This is a genomic window from Caballeronia temeraria, from assembly GCF_001544795.2.
Lineage (GTDB): Bacteria > Pseudomonadota > Gammaproteobacteria > Burkholderiales > Burkholderiaceae > Caballeronia > Caballeronia temeraria.
The window spans coordinates 16890-34076 of the sequence record NZ_FCOI02000004.1; the positions used below are offsets into that span (position 1 = coordinate 16890).

Consider the following 17187-nt stretch of genomic DNA (forward strand, 5'->3'; position numbering starts at 1 on the left):
ACGCTGATTGAATCTGCGTGAGAACCATGAATACATTTAGCATGACTGAGCGAATCGAGTCCGCCGAATCGACACTCACGCTTTCGGTCACGGACAAGCGCGAGATCGCGGAAGACATCTTCCTGTTCGAATTGCGCGACGATGACGGTGGCACGCTGCCGCCCTTCGCCGCTGGTGCGCATGTGCTGGTGCGAACGCCCGCGGGCGTCGCGCGCCGTTATTCGCTCTGCAACGTCCCGGCCGAACGCTATCGTTATGTGATCGCGGTTAAGCGTGATGCGTCGGGTGGCGGCGGATCGCTCAGTATGGCGCGTGACGTTCATATCGGCACGTCGCTGGATGTGTCATCGCCATTGAATTACTTTGCGCTGTCGGGCGACGCATCGCGTTACCTGTTGATCGCAGGCGGCATCGGCATCACGCCAATGCGCGCGATGATGACTGAAATCGCGGCGCGCGGCGCGCATTTCGATGTGATCTATTGCACGCGCTCGCCGAATCGACTGCATTCCTCGACGAACTCAAAGCCGGCGAATTCGCCTCGCGCGTGCGCGTGCATCATGACTTCGGCGACCGCGCGCAATCGCTCTCGATCGCGCCCCTAGTTGCGGAACGATCTGGCGATACCCATATCTATTGCTGCGGTCCGCGTCCGTTGATGCAGGCCGTGCGCGACGCCGCTTCGCACTGGCCCTCATCTTCGGTGCATTTCGAGGACCTTGGAACGAGCGCCCATGAAAACGCGTCCGGCGAAAAGGCCTTCACCGTACGGCTCGCACGCAGCGGCGGATGCGTGAGCGTCGCGCCGGGCGAAAGCATCCTCGACGCGTTGCGCGCCAATGGCATCGACACGCCGAGTTCCTGCGAGGCGGGTACCTGCGGTTCGTGCAGAACGCGTCTGCTCGCGGGCGAAACCGATCATCGCGATTTCGTGCTGGATGAAGACGAGCAGGCGTCGGAAATCATGATCTGCGTGTCGCGCGCGTGCTCGGACGAACTAGTGCTCGATATCTGACGAACACGCCGAATTTTTTTCGCGCCATAAGGCTCTGCTAAGCTTTATCTCCGATGATTCACGGTTCAGTCCGTCACGCGCCACTGCGCCCGTTTCATTGGAGATCCGTTCATGCGATATGAACCCGCGCCCGTCTATAACGCGCCCGCCCGATTGTTTCACTGGCTCACCGCCCTGTTGTTGTTAATTCAGTTCGTGCTCGCCTGGACGATGCCGGATGTGCATCGCGACACGCAACCGGTGGGTCTGATCGCGTGGCATCTGGGTATCGGCGTGGTCATCGTTCTGCTCGTGTTCGTGCGACTGCTCTGGCGCAGCATCCATGCCGTGCCGCCCGAGCCCGGAAGCTTGCCGCCCGCTTTGCGCGCGCTCGCGCGATATACGCATTGGCTGCTTTACCTCTTGCTGATCGCGGTCCCGTTGATGGGCTGGGCCAATGCATCGTCGCGTGACTGGCCCATCACGCTCTTCGCCGCCATTCCGATGCCGCCGCTTTCGCCCGCCGGATCGCCCATCGGACATGCACTCGGCGACTGGCATCGCGTCTTCGCATGGGTGCTGCTCGCGCTCGTCGGCCTGCATGTCGGCGCGGCGCTGTTTCATCATTTCGTCTTGCGCGACGAAACGCTGGCGCGCATGCTGCCGGCTCATCGCAGGCAAGCCGCATCTGAACGATGACGATGACGACGATGAGACGCGATTCCATTCTCACTCAGCGCGATTCGTGGGGGTATTAGCGACGTGACATGTCGTTCTTCTTTACTCTTGAATGTACGAGACAAACGATAAAGGGGTTGTCATGGCGTCCCACGCCGAGCTGAAGCGGTTTACTTCCAATCTCGCTGACGAACTCGACAGCGCCGCGCTCTACGACACGCTCGCACGCGCCGAGAAACAGGAAGACAAGCGGCGCGTGTATGCGGAACTGGCCGAGGCCGAGCGCCGTCACGCCGATATCTGGGCAGCTAAATTGCGCGCGAATGGCGTGTCCGTCCGAACGCATCGCGTCAGTGCGAAAACACGCATCATGCGTGCGCTCGCGCAAACGTTCGGACCGGATTTCGTGTTGCGTTCGGTCGCTGCAAACGAAATGGCCGATCGCGACAAGTATGCCGGGCAACCCGATGCCGCGCAGATGTCCGCTGAAGAGCGGGATCACGCGGACATCGTGCAGGAAGTCGCGAGTCGCGGAAAAGGCCTGAGCAAAGGCGGCGCGATCGCCGCGGCGGAATCGTGGCATCGCGGCGTGGCGTCGGGCAATGATTTGCGTGCCGCCGTGCTCGGCGCAAACGATGGCCTCGTGTCGAACTTCTGTCTCATCATGGGCGTGGCGGGCGCGGGCAGCAACAGCAAGACCGTGTTGCTCACGGCGTTCGCGGGACTTATCGCGGGCGCGGCATCGATGGCGCTCGGCGAGTGGCTCTCGGTCACGAATGCGCGCGAACTCGCGCGCGCGCAGATCGCGAAAGAGAAGGACGAACTCGATCACATGCCCGACGCGGAGCGTCACGAGCTCGCGCTCATCTATCAGGCGAAGGGCATCGATGCTGCGGAAGCGAAGCGCGTCGCCGCCCAGATCATGCGCGACAAGGACAAGGCGCTCGATACGCTCACACGTGAAGAACTCGGCCTCGATCCGCGCGAACTCGGCGGCAATCCGTGGACGGCCGCGCTCGCATCGTTCACGCTGTTCGCAGTCGGCGCGATCATTCCGGCCATCGCCTTCCTGTGGGCGAGCGGCGTGGAGGGCATCGTGCAATGCATCGTGCTGAGCGGGCTGGGGCTCGCGGGCATCGGCGTGTTCACGTCGCTGTTCAATGGACGTGGCGCGATCTTTTCCGCCGCACGGCAAGTGTTGATCGGGATGGTCGCCGCAGCCTGTACGTATGGCGTGGGCAAACTGCTCGGCGTATCGCTTTCATGAACGATGCACCGTGCGATGAAATGCACGGTGCATCACGTTCACGTTGTCAGTACACTGTCCGCACCCTTGTCACGCCGACTCTCTCCGATGAGCCAACTTCTCGCGCTGCGCCCTTTCGTTCCGGCCAAAGACTTCGAGGTATCCAAGCGCTTCTATGAAGCATTGGGCTTTCGCATCACGCATCAGGACGACAACATCGCAATGATGAAAGCCGAAAGCTTCAGCTTCATTCTCCAGAACTTCTATGTGAAGGAGTTCGCGGAAAACTGCATGCTGCAAATGCTCGTACGCGATGTCGACGCGTGGTGGCGCGACACGAATCCCGAAGCGTTGAGTGACCGCTTTCCCGTCAATCCGGCACGTGCGCCCTCGATGCAGAGCTGGGGCATGAAGGTCGGCTTCGTATTCGATCCTTCAGGCGTGCTGTGGCATGTGGGCGAGGTGCCGTTCTGACGGCATGGTCATATGAATCGCGCTATCACTCTTCCAATACGATCTGCACCTTGACGTCGGTCGGCACACCGCTCGCCGCTTCCTCGAATGCCTTGATGCCTTCCGCGAAAGGGAACGTGCGCGAGATGAACGGCTTCACATCGAGCTTGCCGGATGCGATCAACTGGATCGCACGCGGGAAGATATTCGCATAGCGGAACACCGATTCGATACGCGCTTCCTTGATCTGTACCGCGACGACATCCAGCGGAATCGCGCGTTGCGGCATGCCGACGAGCACGATGCAGCCGCCCGGACACAGCAGATCCACGATGCCTTCGAACGCCTTCTCGTTACCGCTCGCTTCGAACACGATGTCTGCGCCCCAGCCATCTGTCAGTTCTTTGACGACATCGAGCGCGCGCTTCTCGCGGATATTCACCGCGGTCACGCCCTGCACGCCACCGATCAACTCCAGCTTTTCCTGCACGAGATCGCAGACGATCGCGCGGCTGCATCCGCCCGCGAGCGCGGCGAGCGCGCACATCATGCCGATGGTGCCCGCACCCAGCACGACGGCCACGTCGCCCGGCTTGATCGCGGCCTTCTTCGCGGCCTGCAGGCCGATAGACAGCGGCTCGACGATCGCGCCTTCGGCGAAGCTCACGTTATCCGGCAGCTTGTACGTGAACGCAGCCGGATGCACGACGTAAGGCGCGAGACAACCATGCACCGGCGGCGTGGCCCAGAAGCGCACTTTGGGATCGAGGTTGTACAGTCCCTCACGCGATGCGCGCGATTCCATGTCCGGCACGCCCGGTTCCATGCAGACACGATCGCCCGTTTTCAGATGCTTCACTTCATCGCCGACTTCGACGACCGTGCCCGATGCTTCGTGTCCCAGCACCATCGGCTCATTGACGACGAACGGTCCGATGCGGCCATGCTGATAGTAGTGAATGTCGCTGCCGCAGATGCCGACCGTATGAATCTTGATGCGCACATCGCGCGGACCCACGACCTGCGGCAGGCTGAATGGACGCAAGCTGATGCGTTTCGCTTCCTCTAGTACGAGTGCTTCCATCGTCGTTCCTTTGATAGAAAATAGGCTTTCTCAACAGGACTGAAATCCGCCGTCGACCAACAAGCTCACGCCGCTCACCATGCTCGAATCGTCGGAGAGCAAATAAGCGATCGTGCGCGCGACTTCCACCGGTTCCACGAAACGCTTCATCGGAATGCGCGCGAGCATCGGGCCGGATTTGGCGGGATCGCTCCAGGCTCTTTCGCCCATCGGCGTCATCGTGACGGTCGGGAGCACAGCGTTCACGCGAATGCCGTGCGGGCCGAGTTCGTTGGCCATCACGCGCGTCATACCGTCGAGCCCGCCTTTCGATGCGCAATACGACGCGTGAAGCGCGAAGCCCACATTCGCCGACAAGCTCGATACATTGACGATCGACCCGCCAACGCCGCGCGCGATCATGCTCTTCGCGCACTCTTGCGCGACGATCATCGCGGCGCGTACGTTCACGTTCATCGTCAGGTCGAAGGCTTCGACGGTCGTCTCGAGAAACGGCTCCAGCACGGCGATGCCCGCGTTGTTCACGAGCAGATCGACGGGCTGAACGGCGCGCGCTGCTTCGCGTGCCGCGTTGGCATCGGCGAGATCGACAGCGATGGTTTCGCAACCGGTCTCTTTCTTCAGCGCATTAAGATCGGCGGCGCTGCGGCTCAGCGCGATCACACGTGCGCCGCGTCCGATCAGCAAGTGAACCGTCGCATAGCCGATGCCCTTCCCCGCGCCCGTCACGAGCACGGTCTTGCCCGCGAATTCGCGATTTCTATCGATGATCGTCATAGTGTCGTCTTCAAGGCTCGTCGCAGAGACGTCTCGCGGTGTCTTCGTCGGTCACGAGCACGGATGGATAGCGCCCGCGCAACGCCGCGCGCGTCACATGAAACTTCTTCTTGCCGCCGCTCACAAGAACCACGCGCCTGATCTTGCGCAGATCTTCCAGCGTGATCGCGACCGTGCGGCGATTCAGCGGATGATCGATCAACTCGCCGTATGCATCCATGAAATGGCCGAGCATGTCGCCGACCGCGCCTGCCTTTTCCAGCGTGCGCAACTGCTCGGGATTATCGATGCCGTATGTCACGACGAGCGATTCCGTCAGATCGCCGCATGTCAGCAACGCGAGATCGGCATTGCGCGCGAGTTCGTACGTCTCGCGCACCGTCTCTTCCTGCAGGATCACATCGCGCGCCTTCTGGCTGCTCACATAGATCGGCGCGGCGAAAAGATAACCATCGGCGCGGCATATATTTGCGAAGTCCGACACGATATCGAACGTGTTGATGCTCGGGCAATGCGACAGCCCGCCCTGCAACGACACCGCCGACACCGCGCCATACGTGCGCTGCGGCATCGCGCGCAGCACGGCGCGGATCGTGCGTCCCCAGCCGAGGCCGATGGTTTGCCCCGCGACGATCTGCTTCGCGAAGAACGACGCCGCGCCGATGCCGAGCGCCGCATTGTTCGCCTCGTTGTTCGCGCCGGTCGGCACGACGACCGCGCATTCGAGGCCGAAGCGCTTCGCAAGCGCCTCTTCCAGTGCAACACACGGCGCGATCTTGCTGTTGATGGTGATCTGCACAAGTCCCGATTCGCGGCTCGCGGCGAGCAGCCGGTTCACGCGCACGCGATTGCTGCCGATGCGCTGCGCGATCTCCTGCTGCGTCAGATTACCGACGTAGTAATGCCATGCGACGCGCGCCTGCAGTTCCTCTTCCGAATCGATGGAATCGTCCGCTTCCGCGACGGCGATGGGCGGTGCGCTCTTGCTCATGGTGTCCTGTAGTTCAATGAAAGGCCGCGCGATTTTATTTCACCGCGCCCATCGTTAGGCCTTGCACCAGTCGCCCGGACACGGCCAACGCGAACACCACCATCGGCAGCACGATCAGCGTGCCCGTCGCCATGATTTCACCCCACGGCAGTTCATAGCCGCTCATATAACTCGTCGCGGCCACCGGAGACGTGATCGCGTCGCTGCGCGTGAGCACGAGCGCATAGAGCAGATCGTTCCACGAGAAGATGAACGCGAAGATCGCCGATACGACGATGCCCGGCATCGCGAGCGGCAGATTGATGCGCCAGAACACGCGCCACGGCGATGCGCCGTCGAGTCGCGCGGCTTCATCGAGCTCGACGGGAATATTGCGGAACTGGTCCGTGCAGATCCATACGACGATGGGCAGCGAGAACGTCAGATACAGCAGGATCAGCACGATATGCGTATCGACGAGATCGAGCTTCGTCGCGATCAGGAAGAACGGCACCGCAAGCACGACCGGGCTCACCATGCGGTTCGAGATAAACCAGAACCACAGATCTTCCTTGCCGCGAAATTCGTAGCGCGCGAGCGCATAAGCGGCGGGCGTGCCGAGCAGGATCGCCAGCACCGTCGTGCTGCTCGCGATGATGAGCGAGTTCAAGAGACTGCCCGCCACGTCATGCTCGAACAGCGCCGCCGAGTAGTGATGAAACGTCGGCGAGAACAACCATTTCGGCGGATAGGCGAGCGCATCGGCCTGGCTCTTCAAGCTCGTCGTGACCATCCAGTAGAACGGAAACACGGACGACATGAACACGACGACGAGACCGAGAAAATGCCATACAGTGGCGCGTTTTCTCGCTGCGCGTGCGCGCTTTGCGCGTTGCGTGGTCTGAATGGTCGATGAACTCACGCGGCCTCCCGATACACGAAGCGGATATAAAGACGCGACAGCACGATCGTCAGGATGAGCAGGATGATCGCTTGTGCGGACGCCATGCCCTGATCGAAGAGCCGAAAGCCCACGCGCTGGATATAGACGCTGATGAACTCCGTCGCGGCGCCCGGTCCGCCGCGCGTCATCGTGAAGACGGCGTCGAACATCTTGAGCATGTCGGCGGAACGAAGAATGAGAATCGCGGTGAGACCCGGCAGCAGATACGGACGCTGCAAGTGCCATAGGATCATGCTCCACTTGGGCGTTTCAAGGCGTGCGGCTTCCTCGGCTTCTTTCGGCACCATCGAAAGCCCCGCGAGCAGGATCAGCGCGCAGAACGGCGTCCATTGCCAGATATCCATGATCATCACGGAGACGAACGCCAGCGTAGGGTCCGCGAGCCAGTCTTGCGGCGGAATGCCGATGAGCCCCGTCAGATAGTTCGCCACGCCGAATTGCCGATTGAAGATCAGCCGGCCGATAAGACCGACGACCGCGTATGTGGTCGCCATCGGGATGACGAGACTCACGCGCGCCGCCGCGCGCATCCACGGCAATTCCGTGCGATGCAGCAGCAGCGCGGCAAATAAGCCGAGCGCGACTTCGATCGGCAACGTCACGCACAGAAACAACGCGGTGCGCCCGAGTGCTTCCCAGAAGCTCGGATCGGTCAGCGTCGCGATGTAGTTATCGACGCCGACGAACGGCGTGCCCGAGGCGAGGTCCGCGAGCTTGTACTGATGAAACGAGTTATAGAGCGCAAGCAACAGCGGATAGATGCCGATGATCGCGAGCGCGGCGATCGCGGGAATCAGAAACCAGAAGGCGGGCGAACGCGGCAGTATGCCGAAGTAGCGCGCGGGCTTGCGCGGTCCTCGCGCGTGCATTGCAGGTGATGCCATTCGATCGCCTCCGGTTTCTGAAACGAGATCACTTCAGCAAAGGCTTCTTGCCGTCGTAATAGCCCGCTTTCTTCAGGATGTCTTCGGTCTTCTGCCCGATGGTCTGCGCCCCCTCCTTCACCGTCACCTGGCCGAGCATCATTTTGCTGCCCCATTCGCCGATGACTTCCGAAATCGCCGGCCATTCCGGGAAGCGCGGACGATAGTCCGGCACGCCGCCCTGCCACGATTCGACCATCGGCTTCACGAACGGATACTTGTCCTGCACGGCCTTGTCCTGATAGATGGCCATGCGCGCCGGCACGCCGCCCGCTTCGAGATAAGGCTTCGCCATGGCTTCGGACGTGATCCACTGAATGAAGAGCCACGACGCCGCCTGCTTCTTCGCATTCGATTTCGCATTTACCGCGAGGGAGAAGCCGCCGAGCGCGGGCTTCAGTCCGGCCGGTCCCTTCGGTTCGGTCGTGATCGCGAGACAGTTGCCGATCTTCGACTTGCTCGGATCGGTCAGCGTCGGATAGAACGCGGACCATTCGGTGATCATCGCCACCTGACCTTGCGCGAGCGCGTTCACCGCTTCCGCATGGTCGAAATCGACGATGCCCGGCGGCATGTACTTCATCAGCTTCTGCCGGTATTCGAGGCCCGCCTGCGATTGCGGCGACATCAGGTTCGACTTGAACTTCGCATCGAGCAGCGAGCCGCCGTTCGGCCACAGCACGCGCATGAAGCTATCCGCCGATTGCGTTTCACCGCGCCGCGATTGCAGCGCGAAGGCGAACTTGTCGCCCTTCGTGAGCTTAGGCGCATAGGTGTTGAGCAACTCGTCCCAGGTCTTCGGCGGCTCGTCGAAGCCCGCGTCCTTCAACATGCACTTGTTGTAGAACATCAGGCCCGAGTAGTTATCGAACGGCAGGCCGTATGTGACCTTGTCCCACGAGCCGAACGAGTCGAGCAGGATGGGGAAGAAGCCCTTCAGATTGAGATTCGGGTCCGCGAGCTTGGGATCGTCGGTGAACTTTTTGATCGGCACGAGCCACTTGTTGCTCGCGAATTCGCCGATCCACACGACGTCCACGAGCACGATGTCCTGATCGCCGCCGCCGACGAAGTTCAGCACCTCCTTCTCCCGGGTGTTCTCGTAGGGAATCACTTCCCAGCGCACCTTGATGCCCGTCTCTTTCTCGAACTGCGGAATGAGCTGCTGCGCGGCCTTGTAGCCGGGGCGATCGAGAAAAATGGCCTTGATCGTGGTGCCCGAGTACGGCTGTGCCGCTTCCTTCAAAGTCCAGGCCTGCGCGTTCGATGCGGCGAGCGCCGCGCTTGCCGCCAATAGCAGGACTGCAGCGACGTGTTTGATCGGACCGGATTGCGCGGCCGGGGTGAAGCGCTTCTTCATGCCTGTCTCCTTGGTATTTTTCGAGCGGATACGGCTTACTGTGCGGTTCTTTCGTGGTGGATTCGTGGTTCTGCCTGTGTGTGTCGTTTCACTTGTAATTTCGGTTTTACAATTGTATATTTTGGCGCGAACAGGTTGTCAAGAACAAATTCAACGATGCGTCCGATGCTGCGCTGCCGCAGCAGCACACAGGAGACACGTATGAGCGCAGTTCATTTGCAGCAGATCCGCAAGGCCTTTGCCGGCGTCGACGTGCTGAAGAGCGTCGACATCGAAGTGACCGATCGCGAGTTCATGGTCTTCGTCGGTCCTTCGGGATGCGGAAAATCCACCTTGCTGCGCACCATCGCCGGACTCGAACGTTGCGACTCAGGGCAAGTGCTGATAGGCGGTGAAGACGTCACCGAACTCGAACCGTCGCAACGCGGCGTCGCCATGGTGTTTCAGTCGTATGCGCTCTATCCGCACATGTCGGTGTACGAAAACATCGCGTTCGGGTTACGCATGCTCAAGTTGCCCGAAGCGCAGATCAAAGAGCGCGTGCATCGGGCAGCGGAGATTCTTCAGATCGGTCAATTGCTCGAACGGCGCCCGCGCGCACTTTCGGGCGGGCAGCGTCAGCGCGTGGCAATCGGCCGCTCAATCGTGCGCGAGCCGAAGGTCTTTCTGTTCGACGAACCGCTCTCCAATCTCGATGCCGCATTGCGCGTGCAGATGCGTCTGGAGCTGATCAAGCTCCACAAGCAGCTCAACGCCACGATGATCTACGTCACGCACGATCAGACCGAAGCCATGACAATGGCCGATCGCATCGTCGTGCTGAATCATGGAAGCGTCGAGCAGATCGGCTCGCCGCTCGAGTTGTATCGCACGCCGCGCAATCGCTTCGTCGCGGGATTTATCGGCTCGCCGAAGATGAACTTCATGGACGTGCGCGTGATGCGCGTCGATGCCGCGGGCGTCACCATTGAACTGCCCGGCGGCGAGTCACTCACGCTGCCGTTCGCGGCGTCATCGGTGAGAGCGGGCGAGACGCTCACGCTCGGCATTCGGCCCGAACATTTCATCGAATCGTGTGGCGGCGATATCGACAGTGGACTCACCGGCGAAGTCATGGTGATCGAGCATCTCGGCGGCGAAACGCTGCTGCATCTGCGCTTGCCGAACGAACTCGTGATTCAGGTGAAGGGCTCGGGCGAATCGACGGCCGTCGAAGGACAGCGCCTGAACGCGGGCTTCAGCATTCGCCATGTGCATCTGTTTCGCGAAGACGGCAGCGCGCTCGAGCGCATGCGTCCGGTCGCCGAGACCGCGACCGCCTGACGGTCAAGTTCACGGAAGAGCTTGCTGTAAGCGAACATCAAGGGACGAATTGCGCGCCACCGCTCCCGCTTTGCGCGAACCACATGACATTTCGCATCCGCTCGCACTCGTCGGGATTACAAATGTTCCAGATTTGGACGGACAAAACTGCAAAACGACGCATCGCCACGGCATGACGCGGAATGGCCTTGTGTGCGACACCCCACATAATCAGTAACACGTGACAGATTCGTTACGTAACCCTCATCGCGCGTGACCCGTCATCACGTTGCAGTGACGGCCTCCAATCGCGCGCAAACGTTGTCATGCAAGAACGATGCGCCTCGACTGCTGCGGCCAGCGCGCGGGCATCAAAGCTGGCACGACTCGTGCGAACGCTTCCACGACCAACTGGGAGGGACGGCTAAAGCATGAATAGGACGACACACGGCTCGCCTGTTGCGAACCCCGCGCCGAACTCAGATCATGCAATCGGGCATCGCATACTCGAAGGCCTCAAGGCCGGAGAATTCTGCATCGCCTATCAGGGAATCTACCGAGTCGACACCGGCGAGCTCGCGCAAATGGAAGCGCTGATTCGCTGGCGTCATCCGGACTACGGCGTATTGCTGCCAGGCGCGTTCAGCGCGGCGTTCAAGGACGCCGACATCATGCGCGAACTCACATGGTTCGTGCTGGACGCGGTCGCCTCCGACATCGAAGCGTGGCGCGCACGCGGCGGCGCGCATTACTCCATCGCGGTGAACGTGCCGCCCTCGATCGCTGCGTTGCTCGGCTTCACCGAGCGGATGGAATCGATATGCCGCGCGCATGGCGTCACTCCCGACTGCATCGAACTGGAATTGCTCGAGAGCGAAGATCTCGCGCGTATCCCGACGATGCCGAAAGTCGTGCGAGGTCTCAAGAACAAGGGCGTGAGCGTCGCGATGGACGATTTCGGCACCGGCTATTCGTGTCTCGCCGCCCTCGGTCCGATAGACTTCGGGACCGTGAAGATCGCCAAGGAACTCGTCGCACAAGCGCCGCGCTGCCCGAACGCGTGTCTCGTGTTTTCGTCGGTGCTTACGTTGCTGACGCGGCTGAAGGTGGTGATCGTCGTCGAAGGTGTGGAGACGGCGGCGCAGGCGCAATGGCTTGCGCAATGGCCGCATGTGCTGGCACAGGGATTCTTTCTTGCGCGGCCCGCATTCGGTATCGATAACGTGCCTGGCGCGCGGATCGGAAGGCCGGTTACGCAATCCAGAGCAACGCGGCGCGACGGCGCTCGCAACATTCGCCTCGCGGACGCCGCATGAAGAATTGAAGCGTTTCTGGCAGCCCTCGTAAGCCAGAACTTCGCCGGCGCGTGTATGCGTGTCGGCGTTTTTTTCGCCTCAAATCCGCGTGCGCGTCAAATCCATCTCTGGTGCTCTCAGCTTCAACCCGCCGATAGCCACGCGCGTCGCCGCATCCACCGGCAACCCCCAACGCTCGAAGAAATCGGTCAGATCGAGATTCGCCGCGACGCACGCCCGCAGCACGAAGCGCTGCACTTCGTTCTTCGCGCCGCCTTCGTCCTCCGTCAGCGGTTGCGCTCGATAAAGCTTGTGCAGCCGCGCATAGAAGCCGTCGCCGAGCGCGCGGCGCAACTGCTCGTACATCACGAGCCTGATCCACAGCGCTTCCGATGGCATCGGAAACGACGCATCGTCGAGAAAATTGCGCGACGGCTGCGCGAGATACGACGCCGCGAGTTCCAGGCGATTCCGTTTGCCGCGCGCATCGACGACTTGCAGCAACGGGGACTGCATCGACGGGCCAAACGCTCCAGCGCATGCAGCGAGTAAATGTTCACGGTGGTTTCCGTGACGCCCGGCCAAGTCCAGTCCCACTGCTGATACATGTGGCCCATCTCGTGCCATACGCCCCATTGATCGGCCTTCACGGGCTTGAGCAAGGTCTCTGCCGCGCTGTTCATCGGCAACCCGATCATGTAGTACGTCGCGTAGAGATACGCGCCCTGCAATTCGGCGCGGGTCGAGATCGCATCCTGCACGAAGTGCACGCGCAATGGCGAAGGCGCATCGAGCGCGCTCGATCCGTCGAGTCCCGACACGTCGTCGTGATAGCCCATGATTCGCTCGACATAACCGAGCAGAACGCCCGGGTCCGCAGCGCCCGCCTTGTCGTACATCGCGCGCGTGACGGTGAACATCGTGCGCTTGCCGACCATCTCGACGAGCGGCGCATCGGCGTAACGTTGCAGCATCGCGCGCCATTCGACGGACGTCGTCGTGCCCTCGATATAGAACGGCGCCGGCTTGCCGCCTTCGCGCACGAATACATCGATCGACGTGCGCGGCCGTTCGTTGAATCCGCTGTCGATATATTCGAAGTAGAGCAAACCATCGCGCGACGCGACGAACGTGTTGCGCCCTTCCGTCGCGAGGATTCGCTGCGGATCGCCGGCGGGCTGGCGTCGAAAGAAGCCGTTCTTGTTGCCGATCATGACGACGAGGCCATCGGGACCATCACTGGCGAGACCGTTCACGTCGATCACGACGGACTCGCCCTTCGACACATAAAGCCCCGACGGATGATAGTCGGTCCAGCGAAAGCCGCCGAGCCGGTCGGCCTCGATCGCATCGGGCGCATAAGCGCTCAGGTGATAGCGCTTGCCGATGTTGTCGTATGTCGAGCGCGCCGATGCATCCAGCGTGCGATACGCATGATCGGCGCCATCGTTGCCGGTCCTGTACAGGCGCCATTGCTCAGCCTGCGCACTCACTTCGACGAACGCGCCGTCGCGCAGCGCATGACGCGCGACGACGAGCCCCGTCTTCGTGCCGCTCGCCGCGATGGTCACCGCGTTCGCATCGGCTTCGATGCTCCAGTTCTGCCGCGCTTCGCCCGATGGCGCTTCGAGATCGACGCGCGCGCCGAGCGTCACGTAACGCCCATAGAGCTTCGAATAAAGGCGAAAGCCGCTGCCTTCCTTGTCGACGGTCCAGATCTGGCTCGCGGCAAGTTCAGGCGTCCATCTCGACTGAACGAGCGCGATCGTGCCGTCCTTTTGCACTTGCGCGGTCAGGGCCTTGAACGTCGCGTTCGACACGATATAGAAGTCGCCTTCCTCGACTTTCGCGCCCGCGCCGTAGGGCACCAGCATCGCGCCGGGCGCGGATGCGAAGCGCGAAACACGCACCGCGTCGTGCGGATAAAACGTCACGGGCGCGTAGTAGCGCGATGCCGCGTGCGCGTCGCACAACCCGAAGATCAACAGCCATGAACGCCATCGCATGCACGTCTCCCCCTTTCATATCGGCCGTGTCTCCGGCTCTTCATCGAAAATCTGGAACTTGCGCATCTTCTCCCACAGCACCTTGCGGCTGATGCCGAGATACTGCGCCGTATCCTGCCGTCTCCAGCCGTTGGCGTCGAGGGCCGAGATCACGCGATTGCGCTCGTTCATGTCCCACTTGCTGCGATCGACCAGCAGATCCGACACGCCCTCCGACGGCGCGACTCTCGCATTGCGCGCCAGTACGATCAGACGTTTTACGCGCGACTCGTCCCACGCGCCGAGCTGGCGCACCGTCACGCCGACGCGCTCGGCCAGATTGCGCAGCTCGCGCACATTGCCGGCGAAGTAGATATCGGCGACGGCATCGGCAAGCCAGTACGGCAGCTCGGGCAAGCTATCGAGCTTCTCCTTGCCAATGACCTCGCTAACGAAGGTCTTGAAGAGCGCGATCTTGTCGGGCGCGCCGCGTTCTTCCAGCGACGGAATCTTCAGCTCGATTACCGCGAGCCGGTAATACAGGTCCGCGCGAAACTCGCCGTCCTTCACGAGTTGCGGCAGGCACTTGTTGCTCGCCGCGATCAGCCGGAATTCGAGCCGCACCGGCGTTCCCGAGCCGACGCGCGTCACTGCCTGATCTTCCAGCACGCGCAAGAGCTTGACCTGCTGATAGAGCGGCAAATCGCCGATTTCATCGAGAAACAGCGTGCCGCCGTTGGCCTGTTCGAAATAGCCTTTATGCGCGAGCACCGCGCCCGTGAACGAGCCTTTTGCATGTCCGAAGAACAGCGATTCGAAAAGTCCATCGGGAATCGCGCCGCAGTTGACCGCGACGAACGGACCTTCGCCGAAGCGCGTGTGCTTCTCATGCAGCAGTTGCGCGATGCGCTCCTTGCCGACGCCCGTCTCGCCATGCAGCAGCACGCTCGTATCGCAATCGGCGAAGGTGTCGACTTCGTGCAGCAGCGCCTTCATGCACTCCGCATGCGCGATCAACGCATGCGACGCCTGCGTGTCCTCGCCATGCGCACGCAGTTGCCGCGCGAGTTTCGCGACCATCGCGCGCAGCTCAGCGCCGGTGAAATCGAGCGGCAGGATATGCGAGTAGTCCGCCGGGAACATCGACGGATCGCGTTCACGTTGCGCCGCGCCAACCCAGATGACGGGCATCGAATGACGCGCTTCCCAGTCGCGCAGCACGAACGCGCCGCCATCGATCACGCTCACGCTGATGATCGCGAGCGCGGGACGCTCGGACTCACGCGGCGCGCTGATCGAGGTGCCGTCCGCGCGCAGCACGTCCACGTCCTGACCGGTCATCGCGCGCACCACGCGCTCGACGATGTCGGCCTTGCCCTCCCACACGTGAATATCGAGTCCATCGATTCGGGTGTTCTGTTTCATGTCGTTCAATAGACCAGTTGCGACTCGCCGCAGTTGAGCGACAGATCGTGGATCGTGCTCGTTCCCACTTGCGCGCCGAGCAGTTGCAGCACCGGAATCAGCACCTGATCGAGGCCCGCAAGGACACCGGCGAGCACGGGCGTGAGCGTGGAAAGCAGCAGTTGCACAACGCCCGCGAGCAGCGCGCCGGGCAGGATCGGCGAGCTGACGGACAGCCCGCCCGGTGCGTTGATGCTCGCGCTCAGGCCCGACAGCGCGTTGGCGAGCGATGCGCCCGGCGCAGCCGGCACGGACTGATAGTCGTCGCTGTTGCCGCTCACGCCGTCGAAGGTGAGCTTCGACGCGGCGGACGCGGGCATCGACGCCGGCAGGCTCGCGGCGAGTCGCACGGTCAGCACGTTGGGCAGGTTCACGAGCGTCGCGGGTTGCGTGCAACTGAACGCGCCCATGTTCGCGGGCGCATCGCCGACGCAGAGATTGGCGATGCCCGTCTGCACGCCGATCACCGAACTGCGCGCCGACGCTGCCCCCCGGCATTGCGTCGACTGGAGCCACGCGGCGCCAGGCGCGACTTCCATGTACAGCGGCAGATGGATCATCGGCTGGGTCGGGCTGATGATCGGGGCGACCGGCAGCGGCAGCACGCTCACGTCGACGAACGCGCGCACCTGCGCCGTGCGCGCGAACGTGCGCCACTTGCCGTTCGCGTCCTTGCCCGCTTCGCCGATGGCGAGCACCGGCGGCTGCACGATCTGCACGGCGAGCGTCGACGAAACCACGCCGGGCAGCGTCAACCCGCCGCCGACGTTCACGGCCGCCTTGCCCGCCTGCGCGATCTCCGCCGTCACGAAGAGCGCTTCGAGCGGGTTGATGGTCGCATCGAGCGCGCTCTGCGTGTTGGCGAGCCCGACCGTCAGCAAGCCCGCCGAGCCGTTCGCGCTGCCGAGCGAAATCGTCTGATTGCCGGGGATGCTCGCGTTGACGATCGTGCCCATCGCGCCGATCGCGGTCGAGAGATTCGTGTTCAGCACGCTCGTCGTCTGCAGCGCGGTGAGCATCAGCTTCGCGATCTGCGCGGCGGTGAGCTGCATCGCGAGCAATTGATCGACGGTGCCGACGCCCGCCGCCGCGACGAGATCGCTCACGCGCACGCGCGTGCTCGCGAGCCCTTGATACGACACGAGCGACAGATTCAGATTCGTGCCGAGCAGCGCGTTGAGCAGGCTGTTCACCGTGCCCGCGCCGATGCTCGCGAGCGTCGTGCCGATCGAGAACGAGCCGACGTCCGTCGCTTTCGCGATGGCGCTCGCCGTCACTTGCCGCGCCGGGCCGAGAAAGAAGTAAGGCACCGTGCGCGAGACCGTCACCTTCACGGCATTGACGGGCGTGCCGCTCGTCGAGAAGAACTGGGGCGCGGCGCTCGACTGCGGGTCCCAGCGCCCGCACGTGGCGCTCAGCGCATTGCCCGCCGCCGACGCATCGAAGCCGTTGCTGGTCGCGCTGCCGTTCGCGGTGGACTGCGCGCGCGTGCAGGCGGCATCGACGACTTGCGCGCCCGCGCTCGCCGAAAGATCCGCGACGCTTTGCAAGTTGCGCCGCGCGAAAAAGAGATTGCCAATATCGATCGCACCGAGCGCCGCGATCGCGACGACGAGCCAGATCGCCGCGAGCGTGGCCGCCGCGCCGCGCTGCGTGCGTCGATTTGGCCCGGTGTGTCGATGCGCGTTCATC

General features: G+C 62.3%; 17 protein-coding genes. 7 read left to right on the forward strand and 10 right to left on the reverse strand.

What is annotated here, in order from left to right:
* Nucleotides 1-41 precede the first annotated feature (41 nt).
* The 5 genes from AWB76_RS42850 (at nucleotide 42) to AWB76_RS07240 (ending at nucleotide 3392) form a co-directional block, all read left to right on the forward strand.
* Nucleotides 42-605, forward strand: coding sequence for a ferredoxin reductase (locus AWB76_RS42850; protein WP_341845283.1), 564 nt, complete (start codon nucleotides 42-44; stop codon nucleotides 603-605).
* A gap of 53 nt (nucleotides 606-658) precedes the next feature.
* Nucleotides 659-1015, forward strand: a complete 357-nt coding sequence (locus AWB76_RS42855; protein WP_341845284.1) for a 2Fe-2S iron-sulfur cluster-binding protein — start codon at nucleotides 659-661, stop codon at nucleotides 1013-1015.
* A 111-nt stretch (nucleotides 1016-1126) separates the two neighbouring features.
* Nucleotides 1127-1693, forward strand: a complete 567-nt coding sequence (locus AWB76_RS07230) for a cytochrome b (protein WP_061159469.1) — start codon at nucleotides 1127-1129, stop codon at nucleotides 1691-1693.
* A gap of 121 nt (nucleotides 1694-1814) precedes the next feature.
* Nucleotides 1815-2939 carry a VIT1/CCC1 transporter family protein gene (locus tag AWB76_RS07235; RefSeq protein WP_061159470.1) on the forward strand — a complete coding sequence of 375 codons (1125 nt, stop codon included), beginning with the start codon at nucleotides 1815-1817 and terminating at the stop codon, nucleotides 2937-2939.
* Nucleotides 2940-3026: 87 nt separating this feature from the next.
* The gene (locus tag AWB76_RS07240) at nucleotides 3027-3392 is read left to right on the forward strand and encodes a VOC family protein (protein WP_061159471.1); all 366 of its coding nucleotides are present in this window, start codon (nucleotides 3027-3029) and stop codon (nucleotides 3390-3392) included.
* 25 nt (nucleotides 3393-3417) lie between these two features.
* Here the strand turns inward: AWB76_RS07240 and AWB76_RS07245 are convergent, their stop codons facing one another.
* Genes AWB76_RS07245 through AWB76_RS07270 form a run of 6 tightly spaced genes read right to left on the reverse strand, consistent with a single transcriptional unit; the run spans nucleotide 3418 to nucleotide 9449 of the window.
* On the reverse strand, nucleotides 3418-4455 hold the full coding sequence (locus tag AWB76_RS07245; RefSeq protein WP_061159472.1) for an NAD(P)-dependent alcohol dehydrogenase: 1038 nt from the start codon (nucleotides 4453-4455) through the stop codon (nucleotides 3418-3420).
* A 30-nt stretch (nucleotides 4456-4485) separates the two neighbouring features.
* Nucleotides 4486-5232 (reverse strand): SDR family oxidoreductase, encoded by a 747-nt coding sequence (locus AWB76_RS07250; protein WP_061159473.1) that lies wholly within the window; start codon nucleotides 5230-5232, stop codon nucleotides 4486-4488.
* A 10-nt stretch (nucleotides 5233-5242) separates the two neighbouring features.
* On the reverse strand, nucleotides 5243-6223 hold the full coding sequence (locus AWB76_RS07255) for a sugar-binding transcriptional regulator (RefSeq protein WP_061159474.1): 981 nt from the start codon (nucleotides 6221-6223) through the stop codon (nucleotides 5243-5245).
* A 34-nt stretch (nucleotides 6224-6257) separates the two neighbouring features.
* Nucleotides 6258-7109, reverse strand: a complete 852-nt coding sequence (locus tag AWB76_RS07260) for a carbohydrate ABC transporter permease (RefSeq protein ID WP_374729920.1) — start codon at nucleotides 7107-7109, stop codon at nucleotides 6258-6260.
* 11 nt (nucleotides 7110-7120) lie between these two features.
* The gene (locus AWB76_RS07265) at nucleotides 7121-8050 is read right to left on the reverse strand and encodes a carbohydrate ABC transporter permease (protein ID WP_244173255.1); all 930 of its coding nucleotides are present in this window, start codon (nucleotides 8048-8050) and stop codon (nucleotides 7121-7123) included.
* Nucleotides 8051-8078: 28 nt separating this feature from the next.
* On the reverse strand, nucleotides 8079-9449 hold the full coding sequence (locus AWB76_RS07270; protein WP_061159477.1) for an ABC transporter substrate-binding protein: 1371 nt from the start codon (nucleotides 9447-9449) through the stop codon (nucleotides 8079-8081).
* A 201-nt stretch (nucleotides 9450-9650) separates the two neighbouring features.
* On the opposite strand from AWB76_RS07270, the gene AWB76_RS07275 reads away from it, so the two are divergent.
* Together AWB76_RS07275 and AWB76_RS07280 are read left to right on the forward strand one after the other, a co-directional pair.
* Nucleotides 9651-10772 carry an ABC transporter ATP-binding protein gene (locus AWB76_RS07275; RefSeq protein ID WP_061159814.1) on the forward strand — a complete coding sequence of 374 codons (1122 nt, stop codon included), beginning with the start codon at nucleotides 9651-9653 and terminating at the stop codon, nucleotides 10770-10772.
* 410 nt (nucleotides 10773-11182) lie between these two features.
* A complete protein-coding gene (locus AWB76_RS07280; protein ID WP_061159478.1) occupies nucleotides 11183-12067 on the forward strand; it encodes an EAL domain-containing protein in 885 nt (294 codons plus the stop codon).
* 78 nt (nucleotides 12068-12145) lie between these two features.
* Here the strand turns inward: AWB76_RS07280 and AWB76_RS42650 are convergent, their stop codons facing one another.
* The 4 genes from AWB76_RS42650 to AWB76_RS07295 are packed head-to-tail and all read right to left on the reverse strand — an operon-like array spanning nucleotide 12146 to nucleotide 17186.
* Nucleotides 12146-12445 (reverse strand): M60 family metallopeptidase, encoded by a 300-nt coding sequence (locus AWB76_RS42650; RefSeq protein WP_279616390.1) that lies wholly within the window; start codon nucleotides 12443-12445, stop codon nucleotides 12146-12148.
* Nucleotides 12412-14052: a M60 family metallopeptidase gene (locus tag AWB76_RS07285; RefSeq protein WP_279616391.1), complete on the reverse strand. Its 1641-nt coding sequence runs from the start codon at nucleotides 14050-14052 to the stop codon at nucleotides 12412-12414. The genes AWB76_RS42650 and AWB76_RS07285 overlap by 34 nt, the downstream gene beginning before the upstream one ends.
* Nucleotides 14053-14067: 15 nt before the next feature.
* Nucleotides 14068-15456 carry a sigma 54-interacting transcriptional regulator gene (locus tag AWB76_RS07290; RefSeq protein ID WP_061159479.1) on the reverse strand — a complete coding sequence of 463 codons (1389 nt, stop codon included), beginning with the start codon at nucleotides 15454-15456 and terminating at the stop codon, nucleotides 14068-14070.
* A gap of 5 nt (nucleotides 15457-15461) precedes the next feature.
* Nucleotides 15462-17186, reverse strand: coding sequence for a TadG family pilus assembly protein (locus AWB76_RS07295; protein WP_061159480.1), 1725 nt, complete (start codon nucleotides 17184-17186; stop codon nucleotides 15462-15464).
* Between the last annotated feature and the right edge of the window lies 1 nt (nucleotide 17187).